The organism is Variovorax sp. MPBD4-3 (assembly GCF_058809745.1).
In genome coordinates, this window is record NZ_JBXASW010000005.1 from 133561 (window position 1) to 151252 (window position 17692).

Annotated in this window: 17 protein-coding genes and 1 riboswitch; of the genes, 3 read left to right on the plus strand and 14 right to left on the minus strand. The window is 68.4% G+C overall.

What is annotated here, in order from left to right; all coding sequences use genetic code 11:
- Window positions 1-26: 26 nt before the first annotated feature.
- From AC1RVW_RS04660 to mutL, 4 genes are all read right to left on the minus strand, one after another.
- On the minus strand, window positions 27-677 hold the full coding sequence (locus AC1RVW_RS04660) for an ABC transporter ATP-binding protein (protein ID WP_285412363.1): 651 nt from the start codon (window positions 675-677) through the stop codon (window positions 27-29).
- Complete coding sequence (gene miaA, locus AC1RVW_RS04665) at window positions 674-1738, minus strand: tRNA (adenosine(37)-N6)-dimethylallyltransferase MiaA (RefSeq protein WP_493198293.1); 1065 nt, start codon at window positions 1736-1738, stop codon at window positions 674-676. The genes AC1RVW_RS04660 and miaA overlap by 4 nt, the downstream gene beginning before the upstream one ends.
- Window positions 1739-1819: 81 nt before the next feature.
- Window positions 1820-2791 (minus strand): alpha/beta hydrolase, encoded by a 972-nt coding sequence (locus tag AC1RVW_RS04670; RefSeq protein WP_493198295.1) that lies wholly within the window; start codon window positions 2789-2791, stop codon window positions 1820-1822.
- Between the two features lie 192 nt (window positions 2792-2983).
- Window positions 2984-4855 carry a DNA mismatch repair endonuclease MutL gene (gene mutL, locus AC1RVW_RS04675; protein ID WP_493198297.1) on the minus strand — a complete coding sequence of 624 codons (1872 nt, stop codon included), beginning with the start codon at window positions 4853-4855 and terminating at the stop codon, window positions 2984-2986.
- A gap of 85 nt (window positions 4856-4940) precedes the next feature.
- On the opposite strand from mutL, the gene AC1RVW_RS04680 reads away from it, so the two are divergent.
- Window positions 4941-5609: a DedA family protein gene (locus AC1RVW_RS04680; protein ID WP_493198299.1), complete on the plus strand. Its 669-nt coding sequence runs from the start codon at window positions 4941-4943 to the stop codon at window positions 5607-5609.
- 81 nt (window positions 5610-5690) lie between these two features.
- Here the strand turns inward: AC1RVW_RS04680 and AC1RVW_RS04685 are convergent, their stop codons facing one another.
- From AC1RVW_RS04685 to tsaE, 3 genes are all read right to left on the minus strand, one after another.
- Entirely contained in the window at window positions 5691-5978 is a 288-nt protein-coding gene (locus AC1RVW_RS04685; protein ID WP_081266617.1) for a YMGG-like glycine zipper-containing protein, read from the minus strand.
- 153 nt (window positions 5979-6131) lie between these two features.
- On the minus strand, window positions 6132-7622 hold the full coding sequence (locus AC1RVW_RS04690) for an N-acetylmuramoyl-L-alanine amidase (RefSeq protein WP_081266618.1): 1491 nt from the start codon (window positions 7620-7622) through the stop codon (window positions 6132-6134).
- Window positions 7619-8125 carry a tRNA (adenosine(37)-N6)-threonylcarbamoyltransferase complex ATPase subunit type 1 TsaE gene (tsaE, locus tag AC1RVW_RS04695; RefSeq protein ID WP_081266619.1) on the minus strand — a complete coding sequence of 169 codons (507 nt, stop codon included), beginning with the start codon at window positions 8123-8125 and terminating at the stop codon, window positions 7619-7621. The genes AC1RVW_RS04690 and tsaE overlap by 4 nt, the downstream gene beginning before the upstream one ends.
- Here tsaE and queG point away from each other — a divergent pair.
- Window positions 8111-9184 (plus strand): tRNA epoxyqueuosine(34) reductase QueG, encoded by a 1074-nt coding sequence (gene queG / locus AC1RVW_RS04700; protein ID WP_493198301.1) that lies wholly within the window; start codon window positions 8111-8113, stop codon window positions 9182-9184. The genes tsaE and queG overlap by 15 nt on opposite strands.
- Here queG and arsC read toward each other — a convergent pair.
- From arsC to AC1RVW_RS04725, 5 genes are all read right to left on the minus strand, one after another.
- On the minus strand, window positions 9181-9570 hold the full coding sequence (gene arsC, locus AC1RVW_RS04705) for an arsenate reductase (glutaredoxin) (protein WP_493198303.1): 390 nt from the start codon (window positions 9568-9570) through the stop codon (window positions 9181-9183). The genes queG and arsC overlap by 4 nt on opposite strands.
- Window positions 9571-9597: 27 nt before the next feature.
- Complete coding sequence (locus tag AC1RVW_RS04710) at window positions 9598-10284, minus strand: glutathione S-transferase family protein (protein WP_081266622.1); 687 nt, start codon at window positions 10282-10284, stop codon at window positions 9598-9600.
- 32 nt (window positions 10285-10316) lie between these two features.
- On the minus strand, window positions 10317-10829 hold the full coding sequence (locus AC1RVW_RS04715) for a 6,7-dimethyl-8-ribityllumazine synthase (protein WP_081266623.1): 513 nt from the start codon (window positions 10827-10829) through the stop codon (window positions 10317-10319).
- Between the two features lie 98 nt (window positions 10830-10927).
- A riboswitch (FMN riboswitch) is annotated at window positions 10928-11099 on the minus strand.
- A 97-nt stretch (window positions 11100-11196) separates the two neighbouring features.
- On the minus strand, window positions 11197-13383 hold the full coding sequence (locus AC1RVW_RS04720) for a TonB-dependent siderophore receptor (RefSeq protein ID WP_493198306.1): 2187 nt from the start codon (window positions 13381-13383) through the stop codon (window positions 11197-11199).
- 271 nt (window positions 13384-13654) lie between these two features.
- Window positions 13655-14749 carry a DNA glycosylase AlkZ-like family protein gene (locus AC1RVW_RS04725; protein WP_493198307.1) on the minus strand — a complete coding sequence of 365 codons (1095 nt, stop codon included), beginning with the start codon at window positions 14747-14749 and terminating at the stop codon, window positions 13655-13657.
- Window positions 14750-15210: 461 nt separating this feature from the next.
- Between AC1RVW_RS04725 and AC1RVW_RS04730 the strand changes: the two genes are divergently transcribed.
- Complete coding sequence (locus tag AC1RVW_RS04730) at window positions 15211-15468, plus strand: hypothetical protein (RefSeq protein ID WP_081266625.1); 258 nt, start codon at window positions 15211-15213, stop codon at window positions 15466-15468.
- A gap of 145 nt (window positions 15469-15613) precedes the next feature.
- Here the strand turns inward: AC1RVW_RS04730 and AC1RVW_RS04735 are convergent, their stop codons facing one another.
- Window positions 15614-16492, minus strand: a complete 879-nt coding sequence (locus tag AC1RVW_RS04735) for a sugar phosphate isomerase/epimerase family protein (RefSeq protein ID WP_493198309.1) — start codon at window positions 16490-16492, stop codon at window positions 15614-15616.
- Window positions 16493-16500: 8 nt separating this feature from the next.
- Window positions 16501-17688 (minus strand): dihydrodipicolinate synthase family protein, encoded by a 1188-nt coding sequence (locus AC1RVW_RS04740; RefSeq protein ID WP_493198311.1) that lies wholly within the window; start codon window positions 17686-17688, stop codon window positions 16501-16503.
- Between the last annotated feature and the right edge of the window lie 4 nt (window positions 17689-17692).

A 17692-nucleotide genomic window follows, 5' to 3' on the forward strand; every position in this document is an offset into this window, starting at 1 on the left:
TTGGCATCGAGCGCAGCCCGGAGATCTCAGGCAGCGATGCCGTCGGCGCGCAGATGCAGCAGGCGGTCCGCACGGGCCGCCGCGCTCTCGGAGTGAGTGACCAGCACCAGCGACGCACCATGCTCGCGCGTCTGGCCGATCAGCAGTTCCATCACCTTGGCGGCGGTGGCCGGATCGAGGTTGCCCGTGGGCTCGTCGGCCAGCAGCAGGGCGGGGCGGTGCACCAGTGCGCGGGCGATGGCCACGCGCTGCAGTTGGCCGCCCGACAGCGTCTGCGGCAGCCGCGCGCCCATGCCGGGCAGGCCTACTGCTTCAAGCATGTGCGCCACGCGGCCGTCGTCGCGCTGCTGGCCCAGCAGCATCAGCGGCAGCGACACGTTCTGCGCGACGTCCAAGTGCGGCAGCACATGGAAGGCCTGGAACACGAAACCCACGTGGCGGCGGCGCCAGAGCGCGCAGGCCTCGCCGTCGAGCGCGCCGATGTCGGTGCCGTCGTGCGTGACCGTGCCCTGGTCCCAGCTGTCGAGGCCGGCCATGCAGTTGAGCAAGGTCGACTTGCCGACGCCCGATTCGCCGACGATGGCGACGAATTCGCCGGGCTCGACGGCGAGCGTCACGTTCTCGAAGACGGGCGATTCACCGTAGTGCTTGCCGAGGTTGGAAATACGCAGCGTCATCCGGGGCTCTTTGGGCTCTTGGGGCTGTTGGGGCTCATGGCCTTTGCAATCAGTTGAACGGCGTTCTGCACCGCGTAGGGCGCGTCGCAGGCAATCACGGTGCGCTGCGGCATGCTGCGCAGCCAGGTGACCTGCCGCTTCGCGAGCTGGCGCGTGGCGGCGATGCCGCGTTCGCGCAGGTCGGCCATGGCCCGGGCGTCGGGTTGCGACGTGCCGCACGCGTCGAGCGTTTCCCACGCCTGGCGGTAGCCGACGCAGCGCATCGAGGGCAGGTCGGTCGAGAGGTCGCCGCGCGCGCGCAGCGCCTTGACCTCGTCGAGGAAGCCGGCCGCCAGCATCGCGTCGAAGCGCTCGGCAATGCGCTTGTGCAGCCACGCGCGGTCGGCGGGCTCGAGCGAGAACAGCACCCCGCCGTCGACGGGCCTGGCAGTCTTGTTGTCGCTCGCATGAAAGCTCGACAGCGGCTGCCCGCTGCTTTCCCACACCTCGAGCGCGCGCTGGATGCGTTGGCTGTCCTGCGGAGCGAGCCGTGCCGCCGTGACCGGGTCGACCTGCGCGAGCCGCGTGTGCATGGCGGGCCAGCCGAGCGTGGCCGCCTCGGCGTCGATGCGCGCGCGCACGGCGGCATCGGCTGCCGGCATGGCGTCGATGCCGTCGAACAGCGCCTTGAAATACAGCATGGTGCCGCCCACCAGCAGCGGCAGCGCGCCGCGCGCGCGGATCTCGCCGATGAGCCGCGTGGCGTCGGCCACGAAGGCTGCGGCGCTGTAGCTTTCATGCGGATCGAGGATGTCGATCAGGTGGTGCGGCACGGCGGCGCGCTCTTCGGCGGTGGGCTTGGCGGTGCCGATGTCCATGCCGCGGTAGACCAGCGCCGAATCGACGCTGACGATCTCCACCGGGCGGACCATCGCCATGGCCAGCGCCACGGCTGTCTTGCCGGATGCGGTGGGGCCGGCAAGTGCGACATAGCGCGGTGAATCGGGAAGGGTCGCGGCGCCCGGCGATGCCGGGGAGGCAGCCGCGTTGGCCGCGGCGGCCGGGGGGAAGCTGGGAGACATGATGCGCCGAGGGTAGCAAATGGCGCGGGGGCGTCGGCGCCGCGGGGCTTGCCCGCGCACGCCGTTGCGTGGAATCGTCGCTCAGATGGCCGCTGGCACCGGCGCAGGCGCGGCACCGCGCACGTCTTGCGCGGTGGGCGCATTGGCCGGCGGTGCGAGCCGGGGTGTCGGGCGGGCCGGGCCGCCATTGCTGGCGAGCGTGGTCTCCGGCTTCATGCGGAACAGTTGCGCCAGCGCCGCGCGGTACTGCGACTCGCCAACCGAGTTGGTGTCGTGGTGCGAGCCGCCCTCGACCAGCACGAACAGCTTGGGCACCGTGGCCGCGTCATACAGCTTGCGGCCCAGTGTCGGGTTGATCAGGCTGTCGGCCGTGCCATGCACCACCAGCAGCGGCGCGGAGATGTTCTTGACCGTGTTGATCGCCTCGAAGCGCTGTGTGATGAAGGGGCCGAAGGGCAGCCAGCCCCACTTGAAGCCGCTCACCACGTCGGCGATCGAAGTGAATGTGCTCTCCACGATCACGCCGCTTTCGTCGTTCACGTGGGCCGCCAGGTCGATGCCAATGGCGCCGCCGAGCGAATGGCCGAATATGTAACGGTGTTGCTTGGGATGGCGCGCGGCCAGCCAGGTCCAGGCGGCGCGGGCGTCTTCGCGGGCCGATTCCTCGGAGGGCAGGCCCTTGGAGCTCTTCCCGAAGCCGCGGTAGTCGATGGCCAGCACCGAGAAGCCCAGCTCGTGCATGCGCTGGATGCGCGGTGCCGAGCCGGCGACGTTGTAGCGGGCGCCGTGCAGGTAGAGCAACACGGGCGTGTCGGTCGTCTCGGGCTTGCCGCCCAGCCACAGGCCGTGCAGGCGCGCGGGCTCGCCGGTAAGGGAGGACTGGAAGTCGATCCACACGTCTTCCATGCCCTGGGCCATGGAGGCGGTATTGCCCCAGCTGCGGTCGCTGGGCTGGAAGATCCACTGGCGCTGCTGTTCGTCGAGCGTCGAGCAACCCGCCGCCAGCAGGGCGCAAAGCGAAAAGACTGACGCGAGGAGGGTCCAGCGTTTCATCATGAGGTTGAGGGACAGCGAAGTCGGCGGAAAAGTTCACCTGCGTTGGCCGCGGCGTGCCGACATCGCGCCGCGGTTAACTCCCTGAAACAACGCCCGCAGGCGCTTTGTGGAGCCTATGCAACGTGCGTGCCCGGAACGCGGATGACCGCCCGAACCCCTCGAAAACCCTCTGAAAGGCGCTTTCCGGGGCTATCGGCCGCGCATGAACAGCGAATCCAGCTCGCGGATGGATAGCTGCCGCCAGGTGGGGCGGCCGTGGTTGCACTGGTCGGAACGCTCGGTCGCCTCCATCTGGCGTAACAGTGCGTTCATTTCGTCGATGGTGAGCTTGCGGTTGGCCCGAACGGCGCCGTGGCAGGCCATGGTGGAGAGCAATTCGTTCTGGGCACGCTGCACAACGGTGCTTGCGTCGTGCTGGCCCAACTCGGCCAGCACGCTGCGCGCCAGCTCCACCGGGTCGCCGTCGGCCAGCGTTCCGGGTACCGCGCGCACCGCAAGCGTGCGCGGCGAGAACGGCGTGATCTCCAGCCCCAGCGTCGGCAGCACCGACGCGCAGGCTTCGGCCGTGGCCACTTCCTGCGGCGTGGCCGCGAAGGTGGCGGGAATCAGCAGCGGCTGGCTGGTGATGGCCGCGCCGTCGAGCTGGGTCTTGAGCCGCTCGTAGACGATGCGCTCGTGCGCCGCGTGCATGTCGACCACCACCAGGCCCTGGCTGTTCTCGGCCAGGATGTAGATGCCCTGCAGCTGGGCCAGCGCGCGGCCCAGGGGCCAGGCCTCGTCGTTGGTCGCCGTCGGCGCCGGCGCTGCAGCGGGGACGACCGCCGACAGGCCGAGCCCGGCCGGCGGACGAAAGGCTGTTTCAGTCCGTGGCTGGTCGTCGGAGCGGTCGGCGCGTTGCTGGGGCCACAGTGCCTCGAAATCCCCGGCGCCGCGTTCCTGAGCTACGAAATTGATAGCAGGCTGGGCCCAGCTGGCGTTCGGTGGCAGCGGTGTCTGCCTGAAGAAGGGCTGCGGCGGGCCGGATGCGGCCACGGCGTCGCCGGCGCGCGGCGCCGCCAGCGCGTCCTCGATGGCATGGCGCACCGCCTGGTGGATCTCGCGCCCGTCGCGGAAGCGCACCTCGATCTTGGTGGGATGCACGTTCACGTCGACCCGCGACGGATCGATCTCGAGGTACAGCGCGTAGATCGGCTGGCGGTGGCCGTGCAGCACGTCTTCGTATGCGCTGCGCACGGCATGCGACAGCACCTTGTCGCGCACGAAGCGGCCGTTGACGTAGAAGAACTGCTGGTCGCCGCGCGAGCGGGCCGCATCGGGAATGCCGGCACGGCCGACCACGCGCACCGGACCGCCGACGCGGTCGACCGCCACGCTCTGCGCCACGAACTCGTCGCTCAGCGCATCGGCCAGCCGCTGCTCGCGGACCTCGGCGGCGCGCCATTGCTCGACCAGCTTGCCGTCGTGCCAGATCGAGAAGCCCACCTCGGGCCGCGCCAGCGCATGGCGGCGCACCGCCTCGATGCAATGGGCGAGCTCCGTGGCGTCGGTCTTCAGGAACTTGCGGCGCGCGGGGGTCGCGAAGAACAGCTCGCGCACCTCGACCGTGGTGCCGGTGGAGCGGGCCACCGGCCGCAGTTCGCCGGTGCGGCCGTCCAGGGCGAAGGCCGTGTCGGCGCCGGCAAAGCGCGAAAGAATGCTGAGTTCGGCGATCGCGTTGATGGCCGCGAGCGCCTCGCCGCGAAAGCCCATCGTGCCGACCGTTTCCAGGTCGTTGAGGCTCGCGATCTTGCTGGTGGCATGGCGGCGCAGGGCCACGGTAAGTTCTTCGCGCGGAATGCCCATGCCGTCGTCCTCGACGGAAATCAGCCGCACGCCGCCCGAGGCCAGCCGCACCGTGATCTGGCGGGCGCCCGCGTCGAGCGCGTTGTCCAGCAGTTCGCGCACCACCGAGGCGGGCCGCTCGACCACTTCTCCGGCGGCGATCTGGCTGATCAGCTCGTCGGGCAGTTCCCGGATGGGGCGGCGTTCGGTGGGAAGGGGAGAGGTTGGGAGGGCACTCACCGGGCCATTTTAGGAGGCGTGCCGCGCTGCCCGATGTTGGGGTGATTCAGGGGGCGTTCGGGTTCACCAAGGATAATCCGCGCCCATGGAAATCATCAGCTTTCTCGTCGACTTCATCCTGCATGTCGACAAGCACCTCGAGCAGTTCGTCATCGCCTACGGTCCGTGGGTCTATGCGCTGCTCTTCCTGATCGTGTTCGTGGAGACCGGTGCGGTGGTGATGCCGTTCCTGCCCGGCGACTCGCTGCTGTTCATCGTCGGCGCGCTGTGCGGCGCGGGACTCATGAGCTATCCGCTGGCGTGCGGCATCCTGATTGCGGCGGCCATCCTGGGCGACCAGTGCAACTATTCGATCGGGCGCTACTTCGGACCGAAGGTGTTCCAGTGGGAGAGTTCGCGATTCTTCAACCGCAAGGTCTTCGACCAGGCGCATGGCTTCTACGAACGCTATGGCGGCATCACCATCGTGCTCGCGCGCTTCATGCCCTTCATTCGCACCTTCGCGCCCTTCGTGGCCGGCGTGGCGGAAATGAACCGTGGCAAGTTCACGGCATACAACGTCGCCGGCGCGCTGATCTGGGTGCTGGGCATCGCGACCGCCGGCTATTTCTTCGGCAACCTGCCATTCGTGCGGCAGCATCTCGACAAGATCATCTGGGCGCTGATCTTCATTCCGGGCCTGCTCGCCATCTTCGGCGCATGGCGCGCTTCCAAGGCCGAGAAGGCGCGCGCAGCGCAGTTGCCCGCGGCCTGATCCGCGATCAATTCACCCGAACAGAAACAGAAAAGCGCGCCACGAGGGCGCGCTTTTTTTCATCCCTGGGCCTGAGCCGGATCAGTAGTTCGGGCCGTTGCCGGGGTAGTAGCCGCTGCCGCTCGGGTAGCGCTGCTGGTTGTAGTAGTTGCGTTCGTCGGCATTGCGGCCCACCTGGTTGCCGATGATGCCGCCGATGGCTGCACCGCCGACGGTGGCTGCCGTGTTGCCGCCGATGGCATTGCCCACCAGCGCACCGCCTACCGCGCCCACACCAGTTCCGAGGTTCTGGTTGGGGCCGCTTGCGCAACCCGCGATAGCCATGACGGAAGTGGCTGCAGCCGCTGCGATCCAGAGTCGTGTCTTCATGATGTGCACCTTTCAAGGAGTGATGAGCCATCATGTCCAGGTTGCGCTTTGGCACGGTGTAGGAGTCTGCCGCGCCTCCCTGTGCGCTGTCACGGGCCGCCCCGCGTGGGACAGCAGGGCATGCTTTGGCTTTACAAAAGCCCCGCCGGCGGCTCAGAGCTGGCGGCTGCGCGCAAGCGGCGGGTTCTGTGCAAAGTAGCGCTGGATGCCGCGCATCAGCGCATCGGCCAGGCTTTCCTGGTAGTCCACGCGGCGCAGGTTCGCTTCTTCTTCCGGGTTGCTGATGAAGGCGGTTTCGACCAGCACGCTGGGAATGTCGGGCGCCTTCAGCACCGCGAAGCCGGCCTGCTCGACCTGCCCCTTGTGCAGCCGCGCGCCGATGTTCTTGATCTCGCCGAGCATGGCGCCGCCGAGCTTGAGGCTGTCGTTGATCTGCGCGGTCGTGCTCATGTCGAGCAGGGCGCGCTGCACCTGTGCCTCATGGCCGCCCACGTTGACGCCGCCGACCTTGTCGGCTTCGTTTTCCTTGTTGGCCATCCAGCGCGCGGCGCTGCTCGACGCGCCGCTCTGGCTGAGCGCGAACACGCTGGCACCGCGCGCGGCGGGCGTGGTGAAGGCGTCGGCATGGATGCTCACGAACAGGTCGGCCTGCACGCGCCGTGCCTTCTGCACGCGCACGCCCAGCGGCACGAAGAAGTCGGCGTCGCGCGTGAGAAACGCGCGCATCGGGCTGCCGTTCACGCTGCCCGCGTTGATGCGTTCGCGCAGGCGGTGCGCAACCTGCAGCACGATGTCTTTTTCGCGCGTGCCGCTGGGGCCGATGGCGCCCGGGTCTTCGCCGCCGTGGCCGGGATCGAGCGCCACGATGATGATGCGGTCGGTGCGGCTCGCCGTGGCGGTGCCGCCGCGGGGCGCAGCCACCGGCGGCGGCGATGCGGGTGGCGCCAACGGCCTGACGGGCGCGGTGCCCACCACAGGTGGCGGCGGCGCGGAGATCACCGGCGCCTGCGGGCGATCGTTGCCCGCCACCACGGCTGGCGGCGGCGTCTGCGGGCCGGGTCGCATGGCCTGCTGTGCCATCAGGTCGCCGAGCGGGTCGCCCGCCGGCGCGGTCGGGTTCGAGGGCACGATGCCGGCCACGGGCGGGTTGCCGCCCTGTGGCGCGCGGGGCGCGTCGCGCAGGCGCTCAGCGATCAGCGCTTCCATCGGGTCGACGGCCTGCTCGGGGTACAGGTCGAGCACAAGGCGGTGCTTGTACGCGGCCACTGGCGCGAGCGAGAACACCTGCGGCACCACGGCCTGCTTCAGGTCGAACACGATGCGCACCACCTTCGGCGCGTTCTGCCCGACACGCAGGCCGTTGATGTACGGGTCGCCCGGCTTGATCTTGCCCACCAGCTCGCGCAGTTCGGGGTTGAGGTCGATGCCCTCGATGTCGACCGCGAGCCGCGGCGGGCTGCCCACCACGAGCTGTTGCGAATTGAGGCGCGCGTCGGACTCGATGGTCACGCGGGTGTAGTCGGCGGCGGGCCATACGCGCACCGCGAGGATGGTCGCGCCGCGCGCGATCTGGTGCACGCCAAGCATCAGCGCGATGCTGCCGCCCTGCAGAAGCACGCGCCGTTTCAGGCCGACCGCCTTCATGCGGCGATGCGCGCCAGCAGATCGCTGCCGCGAGGGGTGTTCGCGAGGAGGGTCACGCTGCGTGTGTCGTCAGTCATTGCTTCTATTTTAATAGCGAGGTCGGCAATTGGTGTGCGGCCCGCGGCGTTGTCGGGCCATTCGGCCAACTTGAGGCCCGGCCCCGCGAAGATGTCGCGGAAACCGGCGTCGTCCCATTCGCGCGGGTCGGCGAAGCGATAGAAGTCGAAATGGAAGATCTGCAGGCCGTCGGGCGCATCGTGCGGCTCGACCACCGCGTAGGTGGGGCTCTTGATGCGCCCCGCGATGCCGAGCGCGCGCAGCAGGTGCCGAACGAAAGTCGTCTTGCCGGCACCGAGGTCGCCGTGCAGCGCGATGAAGGCGTCGCGCAACGCGGGCGATGCGGCGAGCGCCTGCGCGAAAGCGGCGGTGTCGTCTTCGCTGCGCCAGCGCAGGGTGCGGGTGCTCGTTTGCGTTTCTACAATCGGCAAGTGATCGTCAGCCATCCACTCGTTGTTCGTATTCAGGCTTTGGCCCGGGAACTCGGATTCTCCCAAATCGGAATCGCGGGCGTCGATTTATCGAGCGCCGAGGACGGTCTGATGCAGTGGCTGGCCCATGGGTTCCATGGCGAGATGCAATACATGGCAACACACGGCACCCGCCGCGCCCGCCCGGCCGAACTGGTGCCGGGCACGGTGAGCGTGATCACCGCGCGCATGAACTACCTGCCGCGCGACACCGCCCCCGAGTGGCAGGCCGTCGAGTTCGACCGCCTCACGCGGCCCGGCGAAGCCATCGTGTCGGTCTATGCGCGGGGCAGGGACTATCACAAGGTGCTGCGCAACCGGCTCGCGAAGCTGGCGGAACGCATCGCCGAAGAGGTCGGGCCATTCGGCCACCGCGCCTTCACCGACTCGGCCCCGGTGCTCGAGGCTGAGCTGGCCTCGCGCAGCGGGCAGGGCTGGCGCGGCAAGCACACGCTGGTGCTCGACCGCGACGCGGGCTCGATGTTCTTCCTGGGCGAGATCTACGTCGATATGGCGCTGCCGCCGAGCGAGCCCGTGACCGCGCATTGCGGCAGTTGCAGCGCATGCATCGACGTGTGCCCGACGCAGGCCATCGTGGCGCCCCGGAGGCTCGACGCGCGGCGCTGCATTTCCTACCTCACCATCGAGCACGGCGGCGCCATTCCGCTGGAGCTGCGCCCTTTGATGGGCAACCGCATCTACGGCTGCGACGACTGCCAGCTGATCTGCCCCTGGAACAAGTTCGCGAAGAAGAGCGAGCTGCCCGACTTCGACGCGCGCGAAGGGCTCACCGGGCGCACGCTGGCGGAGCTTTTCGCATGGACCGAGGCCGACTTCCTGCGCCGCACCGAAGGCAGCCCGATCCGCCGCATCGGCCATGAGCGCTGGCTGCGCAACATTGCGGTGGCGCTGGGCAATGCGGTGCGCGCGGGCGAAGACGGCGCAAAGGAAGCGCTCGCCACGCGCGCGGAGCACCCCAGCGAGCTCGTGCGCGAGCACGTGGCGTGGGGCCTCGGGCAAGAAGTGCCCGCCTAGCTTTTCTTCGCGGGCAGGATCTCTTCGACGCGCTGCCACGGCCGGCACATCAACGTGCCGCGCGGCGACACCACGATGGGCCGCTGCAGCAGGATGGGGTGCGCCACGATGGCGTCGAACAGCTGGTCGTCGCTCAGTTTCTCGTCGGCCAGACCGAGCTCTTCGTAGGGCGCTTCCTTGGTACGCAGCAGGTCGCGCGCGCCCAGGCCCATGGCCTTGGCCAGCTCGCGCAGCTTCTTCTTGCCCGGTGGGGTTTCCAGGTAGAGAACGATCTCGGGCTCCACGCCGCTTTCGCGGATCAGCTGCAGCACGTTGCGCGACGTGCTGCAGTTGGGCTTGTGGTAGATCGTCATCGGATAGTCGGTGGTGGGGGTGCGAGCGGTCATGGCGTCGATTATGAAAAGAGCAGCGCGCTACGCTCCCGTGGTTTCCCAGCCGGGCGTGAACGGAAATCTCTCGGCCCAGAAACCGGCCAGGCGCGGATCGGCGTCCACGCGCTTCACCACCGGCGCCATGCGCGGCGCCTCGCGGTAGAAGCGCGCGCGCCGCGGCGTCCAGCGCGACATCACGGTCACGTACAGGTCGAGCATGCCGAGCCTGTCGCCGAGCAGGTAGGGCGCGGGCTCGTCGATCTGCGTGTCCATCAGGTGCCAGCAATGCGCGATGCGCTCGGCCGATCGATCGAGCATCGCGGGCTGGCCGGCGGGGTCGGGCACGAGCCGCGGGGGATCGTCGCGCACCCAGAACAGCGAATAGATGGCGGCCGGCAGGTAGACCATCCAGCGCAGGTAGCGCGCGCGCAGCGGGCTGTCGGGCGCGGGGCAGAGGCCGGCTTCCGGGTAGCGGTCGCCGAGCCAGATCAGGATGGCCGCGCTCTCGGTCATCACCTCGCCCGAAGGCAGCACCAGCGCGGGCACTTGGCGCATCGGGTTGACGCCCGAGACGCGTTCGCGCTCAGCTTCTCCCTCCCATGCGGCCACGTCCACGGTGTCGACCTGCGCGCCGATGAGCGTCAGCGCCGCATGGATGGGCGTGGCACCGGAGCCGGGCGCGCCGTAGAGTGTGTAGCGGTCGTTCGAGGCGGATGATGAAGAGCTCATCCGCCCAGATTACTTCAGCCTCGCGTCCGTTGTCACGCGGCCAGCAGCGCGTCCACCTGCTTGAGCGCTTCGAGCGTCCTGACGCAGGCCTCGGCCACTTCAGTCCCTTTGACAGCGAAGTGGCGATGGAAATACTTGCGGTGCTCCACGTGCTCATGGAAGTGGTGCGGCGTGAGCACGGCCGAGAAGATCGGCACGTCGGTCTCCAGCTGCAGCGACATCAGCGTGCTGACCACTGTGTTCGCGACGAACTCGTGGCGGTAGATGCCGCCGTCCACCACCAGCGCACAGCCGACGATGGCCGCGTACTTGCCCGAGTTGGCCAGCCGCTTGGCATGCAGCGGGATCTCGAAGGCGCCCGGCACGTCGAAGATGTCGATGAGCTCGCGCGCCACGCCGAGCCGCGCCATTTCTTCGAGGAAGGCGTCGCGCGCCTGGTGGACGATGTCGGAATGCCACTGCGCCTCGACGAATGCGATGCGCGTGCCGCGCGGCGAACCCGACGCGGTGATGGCGGAGAGGGGAAGGTCGTTGATCTGACTCATGGTGTGCCTCTTGAAAGCAGGTTTCCTGAATCAGGGCGCACGAAACCACGAGGCCACCCGCGCGCCTGCATGGCAGGGCACGCGGGTCGACCCGCATTTCGCGCTCTCTTTCATCCGGACTGTGACCGTCGGCTTCGGAATCGCACCGAAATCTGCTGACCCTGGAACCCGTTGAGGGCGCCAGGCGCTCGCGGGCTTGTGCGGCATCCCTTTCGAGAAAAAGCCGCCATTACCGCCGGTGGGGAATTGCACCCCGCCCTGAGAACGCTTGCCGTCCGGCTGGCCGGACGACGGCGCGATTCTAGGAGCGCGCCGCGGCCGGGCTTGTCACCCGCGCGCCAGACCTTCGGCTGCGCGGGGATTTTCGTCAGAAGCGATACGTGGCTGATGCAGTCACTGTACGGCGCTGGCCGTAGAAGCAGTCGCCGCGCGCCAGGCACGTGGTGAGCTGCACCTTGTCGGTCAGGTTGGCCACGTTGAGCGACAGGCGCAGCGGGCCGTTGTCCCAGGCGAACATCGCGTCCAGCAGCGTGACCGCCGGCACCGGGTTGGCGTCCATGCCGTCCCACGACTTGCCGACGTAGCGCACGCCCCCGCCCGCCGAGAAGCCGGGCACGCCGCCGATGGAGAAGCGGTGCGTCACCCATGCCGAAGCCGCATGCGTGGGCACGCCCGAAATGCGCTTGCCCAGGTCGGCGGCGTTGCTGCGCGAAACGCGCGCGTCGGTGTAGGCGTAGGTGGCGATCCAGTCCCAGTCGCGCGCAATGCTGCGCTTGTATTCGAGCTCCAGCCCCTTCACATGCACTTCGCCGAGCTGCACGCTGTTGAGCGGGTTGGTCGGGTCGGTGGTCTTGCGGTTGGTGTCGCGCAGGTCGTACACCGCCGCCATGAACGAGCTGCGCTGGCCTTCGGGCTCCCACTTCACGCCGGCTTCCCATTGCTTGCCGCGCTGGGGCTTGAAGGGCGTGTTGTTGACGTCTGCGCCGGCCAGCGGAAAGAACGATTCGGCGTAGCTCAGGTAAGGCGCCCAGCCGCCGTCGGCCAGGTACACCAGGCCGGCGCGCTTGGTGGTGGCCTTGGCGTCGATGCCCTCCGCAGGGCGGCCCTGGGTGTCGGTGGTGGCCTTGTCGTGGCGCAGCCCCAGCACGCCGATCCAGCGGCCGTACTTGACCTGGTCCTGCACGTAGATGCCGGCCTGCTTCTGCACCACCTCGGGCGAGCGCGTGTAGCTGGTGGGCGGCGTGTAGTTGCCGTACACCGGTGCATAGACGTCGAGCGCGCCGGCGCGCCCGCGGCCCGACAGCTTGGAGGTGGTGTTGCGCTGGAAGTCGGCCCCCAGCAGCACCGTGTGCTCGAAGCCGCCGGTCTTGAAGCCGGCCTCGGCCTGGTTGTCGATCAGCAGCATCTTGCCGCCGTTGATGTCGCTGCTCAGGTCGCGTTCCAGCGTGCGCTGGTCGGCGTTGAACACCGGCCGCGCCGGTCGGCCGGTGAGCCGGTTGGCGGTGAAGCTGGTGTACGACGTGTTGTAGACCACCTTGCTCTCGGTCGAGCGCAGGTTCTGGCGGAAAGTCCAGGTGTCGTTCAGGCGGTGGCTGAACAGGTAGCCCAGCGACGTGGTGCGGGTGTCGTAGCGGTCGAAGCCCGGCTCGCCCAGGAACGTCGAGGTGGGAATCTGCCCGTAGAGCGAGGGCAGCAGCGTGCCCTGCCATGGGAAGAAGCCGATCAGCGAGCCGCTCTTGTCCTTCTGGTAGAGCGCCTGCAGGGTGAGCGAGGTGTCCGCGTTCGGGCGCCAGGTGAGAGAGGGCGCGACCAGGATGCGGTCGTCCGGCACATGGTCGACCTGCGTGCCGCTGTCGCGGTTCACCGCCACCAGCCGGTAGAGCCACTTGCCTTCGGGGTCGACGGGGCCGGTGAAGTCCGCCGCGACCTGCTTGCGGGCGTTGCTGCCCAGCTGCAATTGCACTTCGCGCTGTGTCTCGGCCTGCGGCCGCTTCGACACCATGTTCAACACGCCGCCGACGCCGCCTTGCCCGTAGAGCACTGAAGACGGGCCGCGCAGCAGCTCCACGCGTTCCAGCATGTACGGGTCGAGCTTGCTGGAGTTGTAGGTGCCATAGGTGCGCAGCAGCCCGTCGAGGTACTGCGTCGCGTCGCCGCCGCGCACCTTGAACGAATCGACGCGGCTGTCGAAGTAGCTCGACACCACACCGGCCGTGTAGTTGGTGGTCTCGCGCAGCGTGAGCGCGCCCTGGGCCTCCATCTGGTCGCGCGTGACCACCGAGATGGCCTGCGGCGTCTCGATCAGCGGGGTGTCGGTCTTGGTGGCGCTGCCGCCGCGCCTGGCGACGAAGCCGGTGACCGGGCCGGTCGCGGTCTCGCCGGCATCGCCCGTCACGGTGACCGTGGGCAGCGCCTTGCGGGTTTCGGCGGCGTCGTCCTTCTCCTCGGCGTAGGCCGGCACGGCGGCGCCGAGCGCCAGGGCGGTTGCCGCGAGCGTGACGCGGCGGGTATGGGAATGGCGCCAAGCGGGGCGCCGATGCTTCTTCGATGTCATGTGCAGCTTCTCCTGTGTCCTGCGTTTGGGGGGAGTGGCTGCGGCGCGCGACGAATGCGGGCGCGCCATGGCTTCTCGTCTCTGATCCGGTCGATGCGGTTCGGACGAGCGCAAACCGGCGGCTCGCTTCGGGCTGGCGGCCGGTGGGTTTTATGGGTTCTTGTTGCGTCGTCGCGGGCAGCTGTCGAAGCTGCGGTCTTCGTTCCTTCGAAGACGGCTGGCGCCCGTTGCGGGCAGCTGGCTGAGGCTGGCGATTATAGGAAGAAAGGCGTCATCGTCCCGCGAGAAACAGCGCCATGCGCTGCAGTTCGTCGTCGAGCGCCGCGCGGAATGCCGCGTCGCGCGGCTTCCTGCCGGCATAGCCGAACACCGGCTTCAGCCGTCCCTCGGCCGAGCTGCCGAAGTTGCCCCAGCCGATCACCCGGTCGTGCCACAGCATCGGCAGCGCGTAGTAGCCGAACTGGCGCTGGGGCGCGGGTGTGTAGGCCTCGAACTTGTAGGTCCAGCCCCAGAGGAGCTCGAAACGGCGGCGGTCCCACACGACGGGGTCGAAGGGCGCGAGCAGGCGCACCGCATCGTCGGGCGCGTGGCGGCGCGAGGCCGGGTTCTCGTCGGCGGGCCAGTACCAAGTCGTGCCGTCGATGCGGCAGCTCGCGAGTTCTTCTCGCGCGATGCGCAGGGCCGCCTGCGTTTGCGCCGAGAGATGCGGCGCGCCGTAGCCGAGCAGGCGCACGAGGTAAGTGAGGCTCGCGGCCGGCAGCGGCGCGTATTTGCGCACCACCAGTTCGATGAGCGCAGCGGCGCGTTGTGCGCGGCCGGCGGGGCTGTCGTCGGCGGGCTGGTGCGTCACGGCTTCGTAGACGCGCGTGCCGCTGTCGCGCCGCACCACGCGCAGCATGCCGCGGTAGTGCATGCCGTCGAGCAGGTGCGTGGTGGCGTTGCTCGAGCCGCCCCAGTAGTTCGTGATGCGGCCATGCGCGAAGTGCTGTTCGACTTGTCGTGGATGCACAGGGCCGTGTTCCTGCACATAAGCCAGCACGTCTGCAGCCGTGCGCCGTGTGTCGGCGTCCCACACGCGCTTGGCTTCGCGCGGATGCATGAGCGCAAGGTGTTCGCGCGGAAGGAAGCCGTAGTTGACGAGGCAGTCTTCTTCGATGGCGAGCCGCGAGTAGCGGCTTTCCAGATCGCCAGCGCGGTAGTCTTTTACGCGGTGGCGCAGGGTGAGGTCTTGTGCGCGCGCAGGTGCGCGGATCGGGTCGGCCTGCACGAAGCCGAGTTGTCGGATCGCTGCTGGCAGCGTGGTCGGCTTGAAGAGGGTGCGCGCGACGGCGTAGCGGCGCAGGTCGTCCAGGGTCGGGGCGGGCATTCGCGGATTGCAGCACAGGTCGCGGCTTTGCGCTTTGCTGCGCTGTTGTTCAGGGCGCGATCACGCCGACGGGGTGCCTTGCTCCGCGAATGTCCCCCGGCCTTCGGCCTCCTCCTTTATTTCGCTGCGCAAGGCACCCCATCGACATGATCGTGAAGCGCCGTCGTGGAAGCTGCATTTGTTGGCGCTCTGCGGGACTTCGTGTCGCATGAAACGGCTGCTTTGCCCAGTTCTTCTCTAGAGTGAATGCCCCTGTCACTCAGCACCCCACCAAGGGGAGAAGGAAGGCGCGACACCCCCACCACTACCCGGATGTTTGAAGGCTGCTTGCCTCGCGGCAGGTCGTCGGTGCGAAAGCAGCGATGCAGATGCGAGGTATCAAAAGGCGACGGCCGGGGTGTTAGACGCACCCCGGCCGTCTAACCAAGTTCGTGCACACACCTTGGAAGGAACGCACAAAAATGGCTAGCAAGACTATAGCCCGGCCTCGTACGTCGGTAGCTTCCGCAGAAACCGCCCAACAAGACCCGGCGGATCTTCTTGAAAACGCCCTCACTCAGCTCGAAGCCCTCCTGTGGGTCTGCCACGGCGAAGAGATCGACTGGTGCAGCGGTGACGGGCCTCGACGACTGGACAACCTGCTCTGGCTTGCGGCGGATCTCGCTCGCAAGGCGGGCGAGCTGTTTCAGCTGAACGAGAAGGCGAGGGGCGCCGACTGACCCCCAAACCCCACAGCCGCTGTCACAGTGCACAGGGCGCCGGGTGCTCCCCGCAGCGAAATAAAGGAGGAGGCCGCAGGCCGGGGGACATTCGCGGAGGGGAGTACCCGGTGGCCTGTGCACGCGCCCCGAACAAAGATCGGCTTTAGACAGCCTGCTTGTGCCGCTCGATGCAGACGTCCAGAGTCTCGTGACCAGCCCGCTGCCACCAGTCGAGATTCGAAAAAATCTCCACTTCGCTGAAGCCAGAGAACCCAGCGTCCTCCACCCACCCCCGGATCTTCTTCAGCTCGACCACCCCGTCACCCATCATCCCGCGATCGCTCAGCAGATCGCGCGTGGGCGTGAGCCAGTCGCAGACGTGATACGCCAGCAGCCGCTCGCGGCCGGCGCGGGCGATCTGCTGCTGCAGCTTCGGGTCCCACCAAACGTGATAGATGTCCAGCGCCACGCCCAGCATGCCGCTCTTGCCCGCGTCGAGCTCGTCGCACAGATCGAGCGCATGCTCCAGCGTGTTGATGCATGCGCGGTCGGCCGCCTGCATCGGGTGCAGGGGCTCGATGGCCAGCGGCATGCCGACCTCGCGGGCGTACTCGAGCGATGCGGCGATGCCGTCGCGCACTTGTGCGCGCGCGCGGCCGATGTCCTTGTAGGCCGCCTTGCCATCGAGCGCACCAGGCAGCGCGCCGACCACCAGCACCAGGCAGGGCGCATCGAGCGTCTTCGCTTCGTCGATGGCGCGGCGGTTGTCTTCCAGCGAGGCCTTCAGTCCGGCTGCATCCGGCGCGGGGAAGAAGCCGCCGCGGCAGTAGCCCGAGAGGCCGATGCCGTGCGCCTTCAACTGCTTCGCCACCTTGTCGAGACCGACAGCCGCCACTTGGTCGCGCCACGGGCTGATCGCGCGGATGCCGCGCTCGGCGCACTGGTCGATGATGCGGTCCAGCGGCACCTCGGCGCCCAGTTGCTTGCGAACCGTGGCGGTGTTGATCGACAGCCAGTCGTGGTCTTGCGAGAAATCGCGCATGGGCTGCTTCAACCTTCCACGCCGTGCAGGGCCAGCAGCGTCTTCATGCGCTGCACAGCCAGCTCCGGCTGCTCCAGCAGATTGGCCGCATCGGCCAGCCGGAACAGTTCCGCAAAGTGCTGCAGCGAGCGTGTGCTCTGCTGGCCGCCGACCATGGTGAAGTGCTTCTGGTGGCCGTTGAGCCAGGCCATGAACACCACGCCGGTCTTGTAGAAGCGCGTGGGCGCCGCAAAGATGTGGCGCGACAGCGGCACCGTGGGGCCGAGGATGTCGTGGAACTTCTTCTCGTCGCCCTGCGCCAGTGCCCCGAGGGCCGCGCTGGCCGCGGGGGCGATGGCGTCGAAGATGCCCAGCAGTGCGTCGCTCTTGCCGTGCGTGGGCTCGCTGCCGAAGCCGTCGCCCGCGATCAGCTCGGCGTAGTTGAAGTCGTCGCCCGTGTACATGCGCACACCGGCCGGCAGGCGGCGGCGCATCGCGATTTCCTTGTCCTTGTCGAGCAGGGAGATCTTGATGCCGTCGACCTTGTCCGGGTGCGCGGCGATGATGCCCAGCGCCGTGTCCATGGCCGCGTCCACGTCCTTGGTGCCCCAGTAGCCGGCCAATGCGGGGTCGAACATGTCGCCCAGCCAGTGCAGCACCACCGGCTGCTTCGCCTGGCTCAGGATGCGGTCGTACACGCGCTCGTAGTCGGCAGGGCTCTTCGCCACGCGGGCGAGCGCGCGGCTGGCCATCACGATCAGCTTGCCGCCCAGGGCCTCGATGGCGGCCATCTGCTCTTCATAGCCGCGGATCACGTCGTCGACGCTCTTCACGCTGTCGATGTCCAGGTGGTCCGTGCCGCAGCCCGAGGCGACCAGCGCGCCGGGCACGTCCTTCGCGGCATCGAGCGAGCGGCGGATCAGCTCCAGCGACGTGGGCCAGTCCAGCCCCATGCCGCGCTGCGCGGTGTCCATGGCCTCGGCCACGCCCAGGCCCAGCGAAAACAGGTGGCGGCGGTAGGCGATGGTGGTGTCCCAGTCGACCGTGCATTGCAGCCACGGGTCGATGGCGGCCAGCGGGTCGGCCACCACATGCGCGGCCGAGTACGCAATGCGGTTGAACTTCACGCCCGCGCCGGGCTTGACCGGCGCGGTGCCGCGCAACGCGTAGGGCGCGAGCGCGCCGCTTGCGGAGGGGAGGGTGAGAGAAAGCGCCATGCCT

Bases quoted from the DNA above. Each gene is read 5' to 3' on its own strand.
- AC1RVW_RS04660 (WP_285412363.1), bottom strand. From the start codon at position 677: ATGACGCTGCGTATTTCCAACCTCGGCAAGCACTACGGTGAATCGCCC.
- miaA (WP_493198293.1), bottom strand. From the start codon at position 1,738: ATGTCTCCCAGCTTCCCCCCGGCCGCCGCGGCCAACGCGGCTGCCTCC.
- AC1RVW_RS04670 (WP_493198295.1), bottom strand. From the start codon at position 2,791: ATGAAACGCTGGACCCTCCTCGCGTCAGTCTTTTCGCTTTGCGCCCTG.
- AC1RVW_RS04680 (WP_493198299.1), top strand. From the start codon at position 4,941: ATGGAAATCATCAGCTTTCTCGTCGACTTCATCCTGCATGTCGACAAG.
- AC1RVW_RS04685 (WP_081266617.1), bottom strand. From the start codon at position 5,978: ATGAAGACACGACTCTGGATCGCAGCGGCTGCAGCCACTTCCGTCATG.
- AC1RVW_RS04690 (WP_081266618.1), bottom strand. From the start codon at position 7,622: ATGAAGGCGGTCGGCCTGAAACGGCGCGTGCTTCTGCAGGGCGGCAGC.
- tsaE (WP_081266619.1), bottom strand. From the start codon at position 8,125: ATGGCTGACGATCACTTGCCGATTGTAGAAACGCAAACGAGCACCCGC.
- arsC (WP_493198303.1), bottom strand. From the start codon at position 9,570: ATGACCGCTCGCACCCCCACCACCGACTATCCGATGACGATCTACCAC.
- AC1RVW_RS04710 (WP_081266622.1), bottom strand. From the start codon at position 10,284: ATGAGCTCTTCATCATCCGCCTCGAACGACCGCTACACACTCTACGGC.
- AC1RVW_RS04715 (WP_081266623.1), bottom strand. From the start codon at position 10,829: ATGAGTCAGATCAACGACCTTCCCCTCTCCGCCATCACCGCGTCGGGT.
- AC1RVW_RS04720 (WP_493198306.1), bottom strand. From the start codon at position 13,383: ATGACATCGAAGAAGCATCGGCGCCCCGCTTGGCGCCATTCCCATACC.
- AC1RVW_RS04725 (WP_493198307.1), bottom strand. From the start codon at position 14,749: ATGCCCGCCCCGACCCTGGACGACCTGCGCCGCTACGCCGTCGCGCGC.
- AC1RVW_RS04730 (WP_081266625.1), top strand. From the start codon at position 15,211: ATGGCTAGCAAGACTATAGCCCGGCCTCGTACGTCGGTAGCTTCCGCA.
- AC1RVW_RS04735 (WP_493198309.1), bottom strand. From the start codon at position 16,492: ATGCGCGATTTCTCGCAAGACCACGACTGGCTGTCGATCAACACCGCC.
- AC1RVW_RS04740 (WP_493198311.1), bottom strand. From the start codon at position 17,688: ATGGCGCTTTCTCTCACCCTCCCCTCCGCAAGCGGCGCGCTCGCGCCC.